Raw genomic sequence first — 13,376 nt, 5'->3', positions numbered from 1 at the left:
GGGGGCATGGCCCGCATGGTGGCGATCGGAGGAGCACTGGAAACAATGGAAGCCTATTGGTTGAGCACCCTCGGCGTGCTTGCGCTCTGCCTCCAGTCGGTCGCGCTGGCGATCTACTCAGGCTCGTCCAAGGGTTTTGCAGGCAAGCTTTCAGGGCCGGTGATCCCGGCGGACGACGACAACTCTCTTTACCGGATCGATCGCGTCCACATGAACTCGGTCGAGGCGCTCGCGCCCTTCGTCGTGCCCGTGTTGCTGGCGATGATGGTTGGCGTCGAGCCGGTGACGCTCGCCGTGCTCGTCTGGGTTCACTTGGCGCTACGTCTCGTCCACATGATCATCTACCTGCGCGGCGGAAATGCCGCCAAGGGCGGCAGCGTCAGGACGATCCTCTATGTCTCCGGAGCGGTGGTCACGCTTGTCCTCGTCCTCGTGACGGGCTGGGCAGCGCTTCGCTGAGCAGCGCTCGCTTTTCGCTCCGTTGGCGGAACCCTCGCCCCGATCAGAGGTTCATCCCTGTACAACCACAGGAGATGCGCCATGGACCACACCAGCCACGTAAGACTGACCAGTGCCGAGCTGACGCCCGACATCCTCGAAGGCGCCACCATCTACGGCCCGGATGACGAGAAGATCGGCTCGGTCGACCACCTGCACGGCAGCCAAGTCGTCATCGATGTCGGCGGCTTTCTCGGCATCGGCGCCAAGCCGGTGGCCGTCACAGCCAGCCAGCTCGATTTTATGCGCGACGAGGACGGCGACGTGCATGCAGTCACCAGCTGGACGAAGGATCAGCTCAAGGCGATGCCGGAGCATCGCGACTGAACAGGGACGCCTCGCGACTGTGAATCAGTCAAGGGAATCCGGCCCGGCAATTGCCGGGTCGGGTTTTTTGCGCGGCGCGGTATTCGTTTGTCGCCCGACGAGCGTCACGCGGATTGCCGTCGCGTCAAAAATGTGTGGCGGGTTCCCTCTGGAGCGGCGAGAAAGCCCGGGACAGGTCGGCGATTTCGTGGGGCGATGAACCGCTTCAAGGATCAGCGGCGCATGCTCGCAAGCAGGCAAATACACAGCCCCGCGTTGAGCGTTGCCGCGAGCGCCAGCGTGGTCAGGATAAAATTGGCGCCGCCCGTGCCAAGAAGCAGCGCTCCTACGGACGGAGCCGCCGCCTGGACGATGAGGCTGGGCGTCGCGAGCTTGCCCATCAGCACCGCGTATTGCTGCGGATCGAACAGCACCAGCGGCAGCGCGCCGCGCGCGATCGTATGGATGCCGTTACCCGCGCCATAAAGGATCAAGGCGAGAGCAACGAAAGTCTGGCTCGTCAGCAGCAGCCAGATTCCGGCGGCAAGCAGCGTCACGGATGTCAGCATCGTCCAGATCGGATGGTGCCGGTTGCGGCCGATCAGCAGCTCCGCCACTCTAGCGCCGACTTGTGAAGGGCCGACCAGCGCGCCAAGTCCGACGGCGGCTGCCAGGCTCGCGCCGCGCAATTGCAGCAGCGTCAGCAGATGCACGGAGAGCATGGACGCGACCAGTGCGGCCAAGGTCTGAATGGAGGCCAGCAGAATGAAGCGCGCCCGCGCTCTGCCGGTGGCCGATGCCTCTTTCGACCTGTCTTTGACCGGCGCAGGCGCGGCGGCCGGAGGCGACGGTATTATCCACAGATGGAGCGGCAAGCAGATTGCCAAATGGATCGCGGCATAGGCAAGGCAGGCGGTGCGCCAGCCGCCATGCTCGACAAGGAAGGCGCTGATCGGCCAGCAAATGGTGCTGGCAAAGCCGCCGAAAAACGTCAGGTTGGTGATGGCGCCGCGCGCGCTCTGTCCATAGAGGCGGCCGAGTGTGGCGAAGCCGGCATCGTAGAGGCCGCTCGACATGCCCAAGCCCATGAGCAGCCATGCAGCCAGATAAAGAGGATAGTCGGTCGCCGTCGCCAACAGCAAATGCGCAGCAGCCAGCAGCAACGAGCTGGCGGCAAGCACCGGCCGCCCACCGTGGCGCTGGATCAGCCGCCCGGTGACGGGGGACACCAGCCCGGCAAGCAGGAGCCCGCAGGATAGCCCGGCAACGACCGAGGCGAACGACCAACCGGTATCTCTAGCAATCGGCGCGGCAAGCACCGCGGGCAGGTAGTAGGATGATCCCCAGGCGAGAATCTGCGTGATGCCAAGAGCCGTAACGAGGACGCGGCGGTTGTGTGCGATGGGCGCGGTGGCTTCCAATCAGGCTTGCCCTGGCGGATAGGCGACCTTCTCGCCATCCTCCTTGACGAACTCCCGCACCGGATTGTCGAGCAGCGGCAGCACCGCTTCCGACGGCCTGCACAGTTTTGTCCCTTTCGGCGTCTCGACGATGGGCCGGTTGATAAGGATCGGATGGGCGAGCATGAAATCGATCAGCTCATCGTCGCTCCATTTCGGATCGGCGAGGCCGAGTTCGGCGTAAGGCGTGCCCTTCTCCCGCAACAACTCGCGCGCAGAAATCCCCATCGCGGCGATCAGTTCGAGCAGCCTTTCGCGGCCCGGCGGCGTCTTGAGGTATTCGATCACGACAGGGTCTTCGCCGCTGGCGCGGATCATGGCGAGCGTGTTGCGGGAGGTGCCGCAGTCGGGGTTGTGATAGATCGTGACCGTCATGGCTCTGCTTTCAAGGGTTGCGAAATGGCCGCGGGCCGCAGCAGCCAGCCCATCAATGCGAGCGCGATCAGGGCGCCGAGCAATTCGGCGACGACGAAGCCGGGCAGATCGAGCGGCCTGATGCCGGAAAAAGTGTTGGTGAGTGAGCGCGCCACGGCGACGGCGGGATTGGCGAAGGAAGTGGATGCCGTGAACCAATAGGCCGCTGTGATATAGAGCCCGACCAGCCACGGCACGGCCCGCCGCTCGAAGCGGAGCCCAGCGAGAATGACGGTGACAAGGCCGAATGTCGCGACCACTTCCGAGAACCATTGCGCCGGCCCGGCACGCAGTTTCGTCGCGACCTCCAGCGCCGGTAGAGCGAACATGAGATGCGCGGCGATCGTGCCGGCGATTCCACCGACGACCTGCGCGAACAGATAGGCAGGGAGATTGCGAGCAGGCAGCGACCGGTTGAGACAAAACACCAGTGAAACGGCCGGATTGAGATGCGCGCCGGAGATCGGCCCGAGGATGGTGATCAACACCACCAGCATGGCGCCGGTTGCAAGCGTGTTGCCAAGCAGCGCCAGCGCGGTGTCATGCGTCAGCGTCTCGGCCATGATGCCGGAACCGACGACGGTCGCCACCAGCAGACCGGTGCCCAAAGCTTCAGCCGCAAACCGGCGCGGCAGATCGAAAGTGTTCATCGGTCGACCCTGGATTGGACAATGGGGAGTTGGATAGCGGGCGTGACGGTCATTGCCGGGCCTCCTCGCCCGGCTGGCAGCAAGATGCCGCAAGCGCCGACGCGCAGATTTCCGGCCGGCCCGAGCAGCAGTCCTCCATCAGGAAGCGGATCAATCCGGACAGCGCGTCGAACTCGGCGCTGTAGACGATCGAGCGGGCATCGCGCCGCGCGGTCACAAGACCGGCGCGCTCGAGTTCTTTGAGGTGGAAGCTGACATTGGACGGCGAGACCTCGACCTGCTCGGCGAGCGCGCCGGCGGCAATGCCTTCCGGGCCGGCAACGACCAGCAGCCGCAGCAGGCGCAGCCGTGTTTCCTGCGACAGCGCGCCAAAGGCGGTCAGGGCTTGACGTTCATCCACGTTTCAACAATCCTTGAAATATTGAAATGAGGAATAGCCGACATGCTCTCTTCTGACAATCGGAAAAACATCGCTCCTATGGATCCCTCCGACCTGACCATCGGCGATCTGCTGATGGCGCTGGCCGATCATAAGGACAGGCCACTGGTGTTCCGCTATGACGGGCGGCCGGTAAAGCCTGGCTACCACGTCACCGAGGTGAAGGCGGGACAGTTCTCGGCGCTGGATTGCGAAGCGAATCCGGAATCATGGTCGGAGATATTCGTCCAGCTGTGGGACGTGGACCAAGGCGGACCGGTCCATATGCCAGCCGGCAAGTTCGCCGCGATCATCCGCAAGGTTTCGGACCATGTCGCTCTCGATCAGGCGGCGAAGCTGACCTTCGAGGTCAGCGACGGCGTGCGCCCCATCGAACTGCACCGGGCAGCCCAGCCGAGCCTTGTTGGCGGGACGGTTGAGGTCGAGCTGTCGCCACGGCCGTCAAGCTGCAAGCCGCGCGACCGCTGGCTGGAAGAACAGAAGGCAGCGAGCGGGTGCGGAGGGAGTCGCTGCTGTGGAGCCCGCTAATGGTGACGCGCCGCCCTGATCAGAACCGGATCATGCCATTGGCCTGCAACAAATAGAGGCCCACGAGAACGATGGCGATCAGCGCCACCCAAACGGCTGTCTTGCTCATCCGCGCAATCCCTGTCGATCGGCGATAGTGAACGCGCGCGCCACGGTTGTGTTCCCGATATGCCGGGCTGCACATCGCCTAGGCAGGATCAAGTCACGAATTGCTGGACGATGCGCGTCCGTGCATAGTGGCGGCAATGGCGCCTGGTCGATGAAGATGGCTATGGATGACAAAGCGGACAATCCGGGCGTGGTGGTGTTTCCGCCGCTGCTCTTTCTCGTGGCGCTGATCGCGATGCTGGCGCTGCGCTATGTCTGGCCGCTGGCGATCGGCGGCCGCCCGCTGACCATCGTGCTCGGCGTAGTGCTGGCAGTACTGGCGGTTGCGATCATCGCTTGGGGACGCTCGACGATGTTGCGCGGCGGCACCAATGTGAACCCGACGCTGCCGACCACCGCGATCATCACCGGCGGCCCGTTCGGCTTCACCCGCAACCCGCTCTATGTCGGCTTGATGGGACTGCTTCTCGGGATCGGGCTGCTCTTTGACAGTTGGTGGGCCGTCATCGCGACCATCGCGAGCTTCCCCATCCTGCATTACGGCGTGGTGCTGCGCGAAGAGGCCTATCTGGAACGCAAGTTCGGCGAACCCTACCGCGCCTACAGGGCGGGCGTGCGCCGCTATCTTTGAGCATCAGTCCTTTGGCGCGTTGCTGTAGAGCGCCACGCCGACGCGGTCGTTGCGCCGCCATCGCACCAAAGCGCGATAGGCCGTATCGTCGGCCGGGACCTCGAGCAGAAAGCGGTCCGGGATCTCCACATTGGCGCCGACGCGCAATTCCGCGCCCTGCTCGTGCTGATTTCTGACCGAGCAGCCGATCCTGACGCCGGCGGCGATGATCGTGGCTTCCTTGAGCACGAATTCGCGCGCATGAAGACGGCGTTCGATCTCGGGAAAATTGGCCATATCCGGCGGGCTCCTCAGGCAAGGTCCTCCTTGCCATGGGGCAGCACGATAGCAGCGAGGCGTTTCCGTTCCGTTAGCGATCACTGAAACAGTGGTGTGCCGGCTTGATATGCCGGCCGGGTTCACGGATGGAGCGTTCACGCCCGGGCGTTCAGCCGGCGACAGTGACGCCGCTCGCGCGCAGCACCCAGCGGCGGCCGTCGCTGCGGAACTCGGTGAGCGACAGCGGCTCGATGTCGATCTTCCAGACCGAGGAAAGCGGCGCGCCGAGCACATGCGCCATGGCGGCGCGGATCGGCATGGCATGCGTCACCGCGACGGTGTGACCGCTTTCGCCGGCCAGCCGCTCCATCAGCGCAGCACCCCGCCGGGCGACAGCGGCGAGCGATTCGCCACCGTGGGGCGCGGCGCCGGGATCGGAAATCCAGGCCGCCATGCCTTCGGGATCCTCGGCCTGCACCTCCTCGAAACCTTTGCCGGCCCAGCGCGCGAAATCCTGCTCGGCAAGCAGCGGCTCGACCGTCGCGTTAAGGCCGAGCGCCTCCGCCGTCCGCCGCGCGGCCAGCGCCGGGCTTGTCCAGACACGGTCGGCGCGACGCAGCGAAGCGGCCAGCGCGCCGGCGCGATCGAGGGCGCGCGGCTCCGGCGGCTCATCGTTCGGAAAGCGGCCCTTGCGCATCCCGGGCGTCGCTCCGCTTGCGATCATCGTCAGGCGGACAAGCATGAAAAACTCCGTGGCACAGCGAAAAACAGGCCTCACGAAGCCGTGCCGCCATTACATGTCGTTGACAGGCGAACGAAGTACTGACAAGTGTCTTAATGCTATACGGGATTGGAAGCCGGTGCGAGTCCGGCACGGTCGCGCCACTGTGATCGGCACCAGCCGAAAGTCAGGCCTTATTCCGCAGCACTCGATCAACGGGACGCAGTATCCCAAGGGAGGTCAATATGTCCGACACCACCTTCGCCCCCAGCTACGGCCCGGTTGCGATTCCGGTCCGCGAGCTTCTGCCCTGGGCCATCCTCGGCGGGCTGCTTTTGATGCTGGCGATCTATTTCGTCGGCGCGGAAGAAGGCGCCACTTCGCTGATCCGCGGCACCTATGTGCACGAATTCGTGCATGACGGCCGCCACCTGCTCGGCTTCCCCTGCCACTAAAGCGGTTCGGCATCGCTGAACCCGCTTTCGATTCTGATCCAACGCAATTCCGGACGGAAAACCGCTACGCACTTTTCCTGGAATTGCTTGGTTGGCTTAACGCAATTCCGGACGGAAAACCGCTACGCACTTTTCCTGGAATTGCTTGGTTGGCTTAACGCAATTCCGGACGGAAAACCGCTACGCACTTTTCCTGGAATTGCTTGGAGGGATTGGTGACATGGTTGGAAAACTTTTGCTGCGCGGCATGCTTGTCGGGCTGGTCGCCGGGATTCTGGCGTTCGCCTTCGCCCGCGTCTATGGCGAGCCGCAGGTCGACAAGGCGATCGCCTTCGAGGAACAGCAGGCCCAGGCCGCCGGCGAGGCGCCGGAGCCCGAGATGGTCAGCCGCGCCACGCAGGCCGGCATCGGCCTGGCGACCGGCGTGCTGATCTATGGCGCCGCGCTTGGCGGGCTGTTCTCGCTGGTCTTCGCCTACGCCTATGGCCGGCTAGGCTCGCTCGGACCGCGCGGCACCTCGGCGCTGCTGGCGTTGCTCGGCTTCCTGGCCGTGATCGTGGTGCCCGGTCTCAAATATCCGGCCAACCCGCCCGCGGTCGGCAACGCCGAGACCATCGGCTACCGCACCGAGTTGTTCTTCATCATGATCGTCGTCTCGATCGCGGCGATGGTGGCGGCGGTCGGCCTGGCGCAGCGGCTGTGGAACCAACTCGGCGCCTGGAACGCCTCGATCGTCGCGGGCCTCGCCTTCCTCGTCGTCTTCGCTTTGGTGAAGGCGGCGCTGCCCGACATCAACGAGGTGCCTGAGAACTTCTCGGCGACGGTGCTGTGGCAATTCCGCGTCGCCTCGCTCGGCATCCAGCTGGTGCTGTGGACCGTCGTCGGGCTCGGCTTCGGCGCGGTTGCCGAACGCGTGGTCGCGGTGCGCGACCAGCGCAGCCCGGCACGCCGCTACGCCTGAAATCCGATGCGTTGGCCGCCACGGTTCAGCGCCCTGGCGGCCAACGCGGCTCAACGGTCGGTACGACCGCAGAGCCACTTTGGTCTTTCGTTTTCTCGCAATTCCGGACGGAAAACCGCCGCACACTTTTCCTGGAATTGCTCGGTTGCGGCGCTGCTCGCATTTCTGGCCGCCACATCCGCGCAAGCGCATGGCGGGTCCTCGGCCCCGCCTCCTCCCGGCATCCAGATCCCCAGCCTAACCCACGGCCAGATGGCCGTCATCGCGCGCTATCGCGGCGAGATCCTCGACCTCGCCCAGCGCCAGACCGCGACCGACCCGACCTTCCGGCGGCTCTACAATCACGGCAATCTGCAATTCACCTATTGCCTCTGGGGCTTGATGCCGGGCAGCCTCGGCGACGAGGAAAGCCCGTTCAACGAATGCAGCCACGCCTATCTCGCCGCCGCCAAGGCGCTGCTCGCCCATATGGCCACGATGCCCTCGGCCGAACGCAACGCGAAGGCGCTGATCTCGGACATCGATGCCGAGATGGTGCGTAGCGGCGCGTCGTGGATCCTGTGCCAGTATAGCGGCGAGGCCTTCAGCACCGGCGCGGTCGTCGAGCCCAGATGGCGCGACATCTTCTTCCACTTGCCGAGCCTTGCGGTGATCCTCGCCATGGTGGCGGCGTTCGGCGCCGCCGCATGGTCGATTTTCCGTTCACCCGCTCCGCGAGCCGGCGCTGCTTAGAACGGTTCAGCGTTTCACGGAATCACCGAACCGCTCCCGGTCTTGCGTGCGATCGTTTTCAGGAAAGCCTGAACGCGCAACCATGTCAGCTCGGCTGCGGACGCATCGTAATCCGGCAGCGCTTGATCGGTGTAGAAATGGCCGATCCCCGGATAGGTGAAAATTTCTGCCCTGACGTGGCAGCGCTTCGCCGACGCCGACCAGTCGGCAACTTGTTCTGGCTGAGCAAATGCATCTGGGTCGGCGACGTGGACCGCGACCGGGACGTGTCGGCGAACATTGCTGGGAATATCAGCAAGGCCATGCAGCAGCACAATGCCGGCGGCAGCGACTCGTTCTGACCAAACGGCACTGATCACGCCAGCTCCCATGGAATGGCAAGCGAGCACCGCGTCTGGAGAAGTCTGGAGGAGCGCCACCCTGGCGCGGTCGCAGATGGTTTCCCACCCAACATGGCTCATCAAGTCAAGCCCGTCGTCGACCGATGCCGCAGTCAGCCCTGCGTAGAGGTCCGGCGTCACAACATCGTACCCCGTGTTTCGCATGCGCTCAGCAGCTTGATGCTCCACCGCCCGAAGGCCCAGCGCCGAGTGAAAGAGTACAATAGCAGCCATCCGCTTTCCCTTCGGCGTCGCCTGGCCGATCGCGTTGAGCTCGGGCAATGATCGTCTTTTATCCGGCTTATCGAATCCCCACCACCAGCCATGCCCTTTCCGAAGCCTGCGCCGTCACCCTCTCATCCATGCGCGCGCTCGTGATGGTGACCTTGCGGTTCGGCCATGGCGAAGGGCAAATCCTCGGTGTCGGGACCGGCCGCTAGTTGCAGCCTGACGCTGAATTCATGCGGTTCGGTCGGCGCGACCAGGCTCTGCAGATAATGATGGTCGCCGCCGACCGGAGACAGCGGCAGGCTTTCGACCGCACCGTCCGCCCTTTCAATAGGGACGTTCGCCCGCAGGCCCTCGGCGTGACGCGACAGGCGCAGCCGCATGCGCTCGCCCTGCGGCGTGTCGACGATTTCGAGCAGCCCGCTGGCTAGCTTGCCGTCGACAAGGAACGGATCCGGCGCATGATGGTGGCCGGCCTCCGTCTCCAACTCGGCAAAGTGCACCGTGGCGACGTCGAGCGCCGGGATGTGCGCGAAGAGCTCGGCCTTGAGCGATGCGGCGATGTTGTTCGCGGCGGCAAGCAGCAGGCCGTCATTGACGGCGATCGTAACATCGACATGCAGCTTGTGGCCGAGCCAACGGGCCTTGACGTCGGCTAACTTTTCGATCCCGGCGACATGGTCGGCAGCATGGTGAATCTGGTCAACGAGGCCGGGCTCGACGCCGTCCAGCATGCGGGTCAGCACCGAGCGCGCCGATTGCCAGACGATAGCGAAGATGGCGACGGTGATGAGCAGGCCGATGATTGGATCGGCGAGCGGAAGACCGAGCCAGACGCCGGCCGCGCCGGCAACGACGGCCAGGCTGGTGAGGCCGTCGGTGCGGGCGTGATAGCCGTCGGCAACCAGCGCCGCGCTGTTGATCTGGCGACCGACGCGGATGCGAAAAACCGCCACCGCTTCATTGCCGAGGAAACCGATGATGCCGGCGACGGCCAACCAGCCAAGGAAATGCACCGGCTGCGGGTTGAACAGGCGATTGATCGCCTCGTATCCGGCCACCAGCGCGCTGGCCAAGATGATGAGCACGATGATGATACCGGCGAGATCCTCGACCCGGCCGAGGCCGTAGGTGAAGGCCCTTGTCGGTTTGCGGCGCACGAGCACAAAAGCGATCCAAAGCGGGATGGCGGTGGTCGCGTCGGCGACGTTGTGGATGGTGTCGGCAAGCAGGGCCACGCTGCCCGAGAGCATCACGACGACGATCTGCAGCGCGGCCGTGACCGCGAGGATCACGAACGACCACTTGATCGCCCAGATGCCGCGGTCTGTGGTGGCGATAGTCCCGTCGATCACGCCATGAGTATGGCCATGCGGCCCAAGGTGGTCGTGGCCGTGGCCGCCATGATGTCCGTGCGCACCGAAGCCGAACCAGTCGAGCGCTTTTTCCCACATCGCCGCCTCATAGATATTTGGTGAGCTGCTTCAGCTCTTTGAGCGTGTCCCTGGTCGGTTCGCCGCCTTCGACAAGGCAATGCTCCATATGGTCGTGGATCAGCTCGCGCTTGGCATTGCCGACCGCGCTTTCGACGGCGTGGAGCTGTTGCGCGAGGTCAAGACAGGACCGACCCTGCTCGAACATGGTGAGCACGGCGGCGAGATGGCCATGCGCTCGCTTGAGCCGGGCGATGATATCGGGATGGGAGCTGTGTATCGTCATGGCAAACATCCTATCCCCCTGGGTAGGATATTGCCAACAGACAATACGCCTCGAACTCTCGAGGCTAGCCCGCGGCAGGGCTGGACTCGCCGCCCAGCCGAGCGTGCCCGCTGGCAGATGCTCGCCGACGCAGCAGGTCCTTGGCCCGCGGGGCAGTCTCTGCCGCGAAATCCCGATTTCATGTGATCAACCGGCTGCGGCGAGCGGCAGCCCCGCGGCAACCAAATGCTTGGTTTGCCGTTTATTTTAGCGGCTGCCGCCACCTACCGTGGGGCCAGGCGGCTCTGGCGGCCAGAGACCGCGCGAAAGGAGGCCGCAATGACACGGCCCGCAGTGGAGATAGGCGACCGGGTGGCTGTCATCGCCACCGTGATCGAGCGCATCAAGGACCGCGTGATGCTGAAGCTCGACGGCGATGGTCATAATTATTCGATGGCCGAGCCCAATGCCAAGCCAGGCGACAAGCTCAGACTCGAAGGCGACGTCGTGCATGTCGACGAGGATCTCGGACGCACGACCGTGCAGGTGCTGGGACGCGTGACGGTCGACACCAACTCGGTCGAAATGGTGACGAGGCGTTGCGACCTCGACCATATCGGCTCGAACGTGCCCGGCCACCCTCGCCCGCGCACCCCGCCGAGACCACACGGGTAAACCGGTAGCAGAGGCGCGATCCTCCTCGCCGTGAAGCGGTGGACTGCCTTAGTGACGCTTGAAATACTGCACCTCGCGTTCGTGCTTTTCTGCCGCTTCGCGGGACTTGAAGGTGCCCAGGTTGCGGCGCTTGCCGGTTCTGGGATCGACTTTGCGCGAATAGAGCCGGTATTCACCGGATTTCAGCTTGCGGATCATGGCGGTCTCCTTGTGAATCAGGACTCTAATCCGCCTGGGGCCCTCGCGGTTCCGAGCAGGGCCTTGCCGCCCAGTCACGGCCCGCCGGCAAAAAAAGCGCTGCTGTCGGTGAACCATTTCACGGACGCAAACGACCCAATGTCGGAAGCGACACCGTAACGACACGATTGAGTCGGATTATTTGTATTCAAATGACTTTCGCGACGTTATGCCGATGTCGCTGAAGTGCCGGATCTGAGGAGGGTGAGATGGTTACGGCGAAGCTTCACGGCGTTGAACTCGTCAGGGGCCAGAAGTGGACGGTGCGCGTCACCGCCTACGGCACAACGCTCATCTTTCCATTCGAAGCCGAGCAATATGCGCGCTCCTATGCCGATGGCCAGGCCTTCCGCCTCGGCGTCGAGGTTGTCGAACTGAAGGATTGCGCCTGAGGGGCCGAGCCGGCCATCGCTGAATGGCCTCAAGACCCGCACAGCTATAGAATAGGCGCATGTCGGCTTTCGACTCGGCAAAGCAATGGGCGCGAGGGATCAAGCGCGATGTGATGGCGCTGTGGATTGCGGCCCGCGATCCGCGTGTCCCCTGGTATGCAAAAGCCACAGCGGGTGCGGTTGCGGCCTATGCGCTGAGCCCCGTCGATCTTATCCCGGACTTCATCCCCATCATCGGCTACCTGGACGACTTGGTGATCGTGCCCGTCGGCATCATGCTCGCGGTCAGGCTGGTCCCGCCCGATCTGATGCAGGAATTCCGCGAAGAGGCGGTGCGACGCGAGAAGCCGGTGAGCAAGGCCGGGCTCGCCTTCATGATCGCGCTCTGGGTGCTGGCGGCGCTGGCGCTCACTTGGCTGTTCTGGCCAAAGCCGGCCTGAATGCTTCGGGGCCGACCAGACGGCCTCGATTGCATCGGCCTGTCGCGGCCATCTTTAGATTAGCGACATCTTGTAATTATTGTAAATCAGGGTCATGCTTTTGGCGCGCGCGAAGCCACATGCGCAGTGTGCAGGGTCAAAAAGGGTCAGGCGTGATGCAATTCGCAGTTTGCTACGACCACAGCGGGTTCGATCTGGCGCGGTCGATCCTCTTCGATGTCACGGCGTTCTTTGCGCTGATGGCGCCATTGGCGATCGCGCGACTGATCGAGATATCGCGACAGGACGCCGCCCGGCTCCAGCCCGCCTGAAGCCTGAAAAGCACGGAATTCCTAACCGTCGCCGGCGACCTTTCGGATCGGCAGGTCGCCGAGCAATGCCGAACAGTCGATCACCTCCTGGAAGTGAGCCTGCGGATCGAGCACGAGCCATGAAGCGTGGGTGCGAAGATCCTTCAGCCTGGCATTCTTTTGCGCACGCGCCAGGCGCTCCGCCTCGGAAGCCTGAAAAGGGCTTTCGGCCTTGTGATGGTGAGGAGTCCTCGACATCGCGGCGGAAAACGCGCCGACTCCCCTTTTCGTTCCGCGAAAGCGGATGACCCTCTGCGCATTGCAATGACCCGTGGGGCCAAGGCTGCCAGCTGCTACCGATGGGACAAACGAGCTGAAAGTGCCGGACCGGCGGTTGGGGTAGCCCGGCTTGCCTTGGCGGTAAAAGAGTACGGCTCTTTGACTGGCAAGCCGGGCTGAAGCGCCGACCTTTGGGTTTCCTTGGGGGGAGCCGGCGCAGGGATAGAGTGTCGGTTTCCCGCTGCGCCCGCAATTGTTGCTGAGGTCCTATGCGCCGGCGCAATGGTCCGACCGGTTGGAAGCCGCGGTGCCGCAACTCCAAGGCTGAAAAACGCGCAGACTTTTCCTGGAATCGCTCCAGGCGCCCGAACGCTCAAACTCGTGTAAGACGGCCGTCTTCTTGAAGCGCTCTTTTGACGAAAAGCTCGGCGTGTTGCGCCCATTCCGCTTCCGCGACGTCATTCTCGCGAACGGACTGCCTGAAAGCTTCCCGCAGTGCCTCGAGCTCAAAAATCGACAACCGCTGGTTTGTTTTTTGCTTTTTTTTGCCGACGTCCATACTGCGTTGCCAACAGCGTGATGAAGCCCATTGTATA

Annotated in this window: 23 protein-coding genes and 1 riboswitch; of the genes, 11 read left to right on the top strand and 12 right to left on the bottom strand. The window is 63.8% G+C overall.

The genetic code is table 11. From position 1 onward, the window contains the following. The first annotated feature begins 45 nt into the window (after positions 1-45). Together LB529_RS01370 and LB529_RS01365 are read left to right on the top strand one after the other, a co-directional pair. On the top strand, positions 46-459 hold the full coding sequence (locus LB529_RS01370; RefSeq protein ID WP_224709938.1) for an MAPEG family protein: 414 nt from the start codon (positions 46-48) through the stop codon (positions 457-459). 81 nt (positions 460-540) lie between these two features. Further along, positions 541-825, top strand: a complete 285-nt coding sequence (locus LB529_RS01365) for a photosystem reaction center subunit H (RefSeq protein WP_095770076.1) — start codon at positions 541-543, stop codon at positions 823-825. Positions 826-1,037: 212 nt separating this feature from the next. On the opposite strand, the gene LB529_RS01360 is transcribed toward LB529_RS01365, so the two are convergent. From LB529_RS01360 to LB529_RS01345, 4 genes are read right to left on the bottom strand one after another with little or no spacing between them, the layout of a single operon-like run. Then, positions 1,038-2,225 (bottom strand): MFS transporter, encoded by a 1,188-nt coding sequence (locus LB529_RS01360; RefSeq protein WP_224709937.1) that lies wholly within the window; start codon positions 2,223-2,225, stop codon positions 1,038-1,040. Beyond that, positions 2,226-2,639 (bottom strand): arsenate reductase (glutaredoxin), encoded by a 414-nt coding sequence (arsC, locus tag LB529_RS01355; RefSeq protein ID WP_140544977.1) that lies wholly within the window; start codon positions 2,637-2,639, stop codon positions 2,226-2,228. It abuts the gene before it with no gap. Next, complete coding sequence (locus LB529_RS01350) at positions 2,636-3,328, bottom strand: aquaporin (protein WP_224709936.1); 693 nt, start codon at positions 3,326-3,328, stop codon at positions 2,636-2,638. Before LB529_RS01350 ends, arsC begins: the two co-directional genes overlap by 4 nt. A gap of 49 nt (positions 3,329-3,377) precedes the next feature. After that, entirely contained in the window at positions 3,378-3,728 is a 351-nt protein-coding gene (locus LB529_RS01345; RefSeq protein WP_224709935.1) for an ArsR/SmtB family transcription factor, read from the bottom strand. Between the two features lie 42 nt (positions 3,729-3,770). Between LB529_RS01345 and LB529_RS01340 the strand changes: the two genes are divergently transcribed. Beyond that, positions 3,771-4,295 (top strand): DUF6428 family protein, encoded by a 525-nt coding sequence (locus tag LB529_RS01340; RefSeq protein ID WP_411962411.1) that lies wholly within the window; start codon positions 3,771-3,773, stop codon positions 4,293-4,295. 271 nt (positions 4,296-4,566) lie between these two features. Beyond that, positions 4,567-5,034, top strand: coding sequence for a methyltransferase family protein (locus tag LB529_RS01335; protein ID WP_224709933.1), 468 nt, complete (start codon positions 4,567-4,569; stop codon positions 5,032-5,034). A gap of 3 nt (positions 5,035-5,037) precedes the next feature. Here the strand turns inward: LB529_RS01335 and LB529_RS01330 are convergent, their stop codons facing one another. Continuing rightward, positions 5,038-5,310 carry a PilZ domain-containing protein gene (locus LB529_RS01330; RefSeq protein ID WP_140846743.1) on the bottom strand — a complete coding sequence of 91 codons (273 nt, stop codon included), beginning with the start codon at positions 5,308-5,310 and terminating at the stop codon, positions 5,038-5,040. A 151-nt stretch (positions 5,311-5,461) separates the two neighbouring features. Next, the gene (locus tag LB529_RS01325) at positions 5,462-6,034 is read right to left on the bottom strand and encodes a histidine phosphatase family protein (protein ID WP_224709932.1); all 573 of its coding nucleotides are present in this window, start codon (positions 6,032-6,034) and stop codon (positions 5,462-5,464) included. Between the two features lie 83 nt (positions 6,035-6,117). Further along, positions 6,118-6,267: riboswitch (adenosylcobalamin (AdoCbl) riboswitch) on the top strand. On the opposite strand from LB529_RS01325, the gene LB529_RS01320 reads away from it, so the two are divergent. The 3 genes from LB529_RS01320 (at position 6,259) to LB529_RS01310 (ending at position 8,161) form a co-directional block, all read left to right on the top strand. Next, on the top strand, positions 6,259-6,468 hold the full coding sequence (locus LB529_RS01320) for a CbtB domain-containing protein (RefSeq protein WP_095770085.1): 210 nt from the start codon (positions 6,259-6,261) through the stop codon (positions 6,466-6,468). Its footprint overlaps the riboswitch before it by 9 nt. Before the next feature lie 220 nt (positions 6,469-6,688). Continuing rightward, positions 6,689-7,429, top strand: coding sequence for a CbtA family protein (locus LB529_RS01315; RefSeq protein ID WP_224709931.1), 741 nt, complete (start codon positions 6,689-6,691; stop codon positions 7,427-7,429). A gap of 252 nt (positions 7,430-7,681) precedes the next feature. After that, the gene (locus LB529_RS01310; RefSeq protein WP_224709930.1) at positions 7,682-8,161 is read left to right on the top strand and encodes a hypothetical protein; all 480 of its coding nucleotides are present in this window, start codon (positions 7,682-7,684) and stop codon (positions 8,159-8,161) included. 14 nt (positions 8,162-8,175) lie between these two features. Here the strand turns inward: LB529_RS01310 and LB529_RS01305 are convergent, their stop codons facing one another. From LB529_RS01305 to LB529_RS01295, 3 genes are all read right to left on the bottom strand, one after another. After that, a complete protein-coding gene (locus LB529_RS01305) occupies positions 8,176-8,823 on the bottom strand; it encodes a dienelactone hydrolase family protein (protein WP_224709929.1) in 648 nt (215 codons plus the stop codon). Positions 8,824-8,897: 74 nt separating this feature from the next. Next, positions 8,898-10,223 carry a cation diffusion facilitator family transporter gene (locus LB529_RS01300; RefSeq protein ID WP_224709928.1) on the bottom strand — a complete coding sequence of 442 codons (1,326 nt, stop codon included), beginning with the start codon at positions 10,221-10,223 and terminating at the stop codon, positions 8,898-8,900. A gap of 7 nt (positions 10,224-10,230) precedes the next feature. Further along, positions 10,231-10,497 (bottom strand): metal-sensing transcriptional repressor, encoded by a 267-nt coding sequence (locus tag LB529_RS01295; protein ID WP_318012314.1) that lies wholly within the window; start codon positions 10,495-10,497, stop codon positions 10,231-10,233. Positions 10,498-10,806: 309 nt separating this feature from the next. On the opposite strand from LB529_RS01295, the gene LB529_RS01290 reads away from it, so the two are divergent. Beyond that, on the top strand, positions 10,807-11,142 hold the full coding sequence (locus tag LB529_RS01290) for a hypothetical protein (RefSeq protein WP_140846805.1): 336 nt from the start codon (positions 10,807-10,809) through the stop codon (positions 11,140-11,142). Positions 11,143-11,190: 48 nt separating this feature from the next. Here LB529_RS01290 and LB529_RS01285 read toward each other — a convergent pair whose 3' ends face one another. Beyond that, positions 11,191-11,340 (bottom strand): hypothetical protein, encoded by a 150-nt coding sequence (locus tag LB529_RS01285; RefSeq protein WP_095770090.1) that lies wholly within the window; start codon positions 11,338-11,340, stop codon positions 11,191-11,193. 248 nt (positions 11,341-11,588) lie between these two features. On the opposite strand from LB529_RS01285, the gene LB529_RS01280 reads away from it, so the two are divergent. The 3 genes from LB529_RS01280 (at position 11,589) to LB529_RS01270 (ending at position 12,522) form a co-directional block, all read left to right on the top strand. After that, on the top strand, positions 11,589-11,771 hold the full coding sequence (locus tag LB529_RS01280) for a hypothetical protein (protein ID WP_036258067.1): 183 nt from the start codon (positions 11,589-11,591) through the stop codon (positions 11,769-11,771). A 59-nt stretch (positions 11,772-11,830) separates the two neighbouring features. Then, on the top strand, positions 11,831-12,211 hold the full coding sequence (locus tag LB529_RS01275; protein ID WP_224607402.1) for a YkvA family protein: 381 nt from the start codon (positions 11,831-11,833) through the stop codon (positions 12,209-12,211). Positions 12,212-12,366: 155 nt separating this feature from the next. Next, complete coding sequence (locus LB529_RS01270; protein WP_224709927.1) at positions 12,367-12,522, top strand: hypothetical protein; 156 nt, start codon at positions 12,367-12,369, stop codon at positions 12,520-12,522. Positions 12,523-12,543: 21 nt separating this feature from the next. On the opposite strand, the gene LB529_RS01265 is transcribed toward LB529_RS01270, so the two are convergent. Together LB529_RS01265 and LB529_RS01260 are read right to left on the bottom strand one after the other, a co-directional pair. Further along, positions 12,544-12,759 (bottom strand): hypothetical protein, encoded by a 216-nt coding sequence (locus LB529_RS01265; protein ID WP_224543958.1) that lies wholly within the window; start codon positions 12,757-12,759, stop codon positions 12,544-12,546. Positions 12,760-13,153: 394 nt separating this feature from the next. After that, a complete protein-coding gene (locus tag LB529_RS01260) occupies positions 13,154-13,339 on the bottom strand; it encodes a hypothetical protein (RefSeq protein WP_224543959.1) in 186 nt (61 codons plus the stop codon). Positions 13,340-13,376: the final 37 nt, after the last annotated feature.

Origin of the sequence: Mesorhizobium sp. CA5 (genome assembly GCF_020165105.1) — a bacterium.
Classification (GTDB): domain Bacteria; phylum Pseudomonadota; class Alphaproteobacteria; order Rhizobiales; family Rhizobiaceae; genus Mesorhizobium.
Note: the sequence above shows the minus strand (reverse complement) of the source record. Positions and strands in the feature narration are given on the sequence as shown.

Excerpts from the sequence above, each read along its gene's own strand:
- LB529_RS01290 (WP_140846805.1), top strand. The coding sequence starts at position 10,807 with ATGACACGGCCCGCAGTGGAGATAGGCGACCGGGTGGCTGTCATCGCC.
- LB529_RS01260 (WP_224543959.1), bottom strand. The coding sequence starts at position 13,339 with ATGGACGTCGGCAAAAAAAAGCAAAAAACAAACCAGCGGTTGTCGATT.
- LB529_RS01310 (WP_224709930.1), top strand. The coding sequence starts at position 7,682 with ATGGCCGTCATCGCGCGCTATCGCGGCGAGATCCTCGACCTCGCCCAG.
- LB529_RS01315 (WP_224709931.1), top strand. The coding sequence starts at position 6,689 with ATGGTTGGAAAACTTTTGCTGCGCGGCATGCTTGTCGGGCTGGTCGCC.
- LB529_RS01300 (WP_224709928.1), bottom strand. The coding sequence starts at position 10,223 with ATGTGGGAAAAAGCGCTCGACTGGTTCGGCTTCGGTGCGCACGGACAT.
- LB529_RS01350 (WP_224709936.1), bottom strand. The coding sequence starts at position 3,328 with ATGAACACTTTCGATCTGCCGCGCCGGTTTGCGGCTGAAGCTTTGGGC.
- LB529_RS01270 (WP_224709927.1), top strand. The coding sequence starts at position 12,367 with ATGCAATTCGCAGTTTGCTACGACCACAGCGGGTTCGATCTGGCGCGG.
- LB529_RS01335 (WP_224709933.1), top strand. The coding sequence starts at position 4,567 with ATGGATGACAAAGCGGACAATCCGGGCGTGGTGGTGTTTCCGCCGCTG.
- arsC (WP_140544977.1), bottom strand. The coding sequence starts at position 2,639 with ATGACGGTCACGATCTATCACAACCCCGACTGCGGCACCTCCCGCAAC.
- LB529_RS01280 (WP_036258067.1), top strand. The coding sequence starts at position 11,589 with ATGGTTACGGCGAAGCTTCACGGCGTTGAACTCGTCAGGGGCCAGAAG.
- LB529_RS01330 (WP_140846743.1), bottom strand. The coding sequence starts at position 5,310 with ATGGCCAATTTTCCCGAGATCGAACGCCGTCTTCATGCGCGCGAATTC.
- LB529_RS01365 (WP_095770076.1), top strand. The coding sequence starts at position 541 with ATGGACCACACCAGCCACGTAAGACTGACCAGTGCCGAGCTGACGCCC.
- LB529_RS01275 (WP_224607402.1), top strand. The coding sequence starts at position 11,831 with ATGTCGGCTTTCGACTCGGCAAAGCAATGGGCGCGAGGGATCAAGCGC.
- LB529_RS01320 (WP_095770085.1), top strand. The coding sequence starts at position 6,259 with ATGTCCGACACCACCTTCGCCCCCAGCTACGGCCCGGTTGCGATTCCG.
- LB529_RS01340 (WP_411962411.1), top strand. The coding sequence starts at position 3,771 with ATGCTCTCTTCTGACAATCGGAAAAACATCGCTCCTATGGATCCCTCC.
- LB529_RS01370 (WP_224709938.1), top strand. The coding sequence starts at position 46 with ATGGAAGCCTATTGGTTGAGCACCCTCGGCGTGCTTGCGCTCTGCCTC.
- LB529_RS01285 (WP_095770090.1), bottom strand. The coding sequence starts at position 11,340 with ATGATCCGCAAGCTGAAATCCGGTGAATACCGGCTCTATTCGCGCAAA.
- LB529_RS01295 (WP_318012314.1), bottom strand. The coding sequence starts at position 10,497 with ATGTTTGCCATGACGATACACAGCTCCCATCCCGATATCATCGCCCGG.
- LB529_RS01265 (WP_224543958.1), bottom strand. The coding sequence starts at position 12,759 with ATGTCGAGGACTCCTCACCATCACAAGGCCGAAAGCCCTTTTCAGGCT.
- LB529_RS01325 (WP_224709932.1), bottom strand. The coding sequence starts at position 6,034 with ATGCTTGTCCGCCTGACGATGATCGCAAGCGGAGCGACGCCCGGGATG.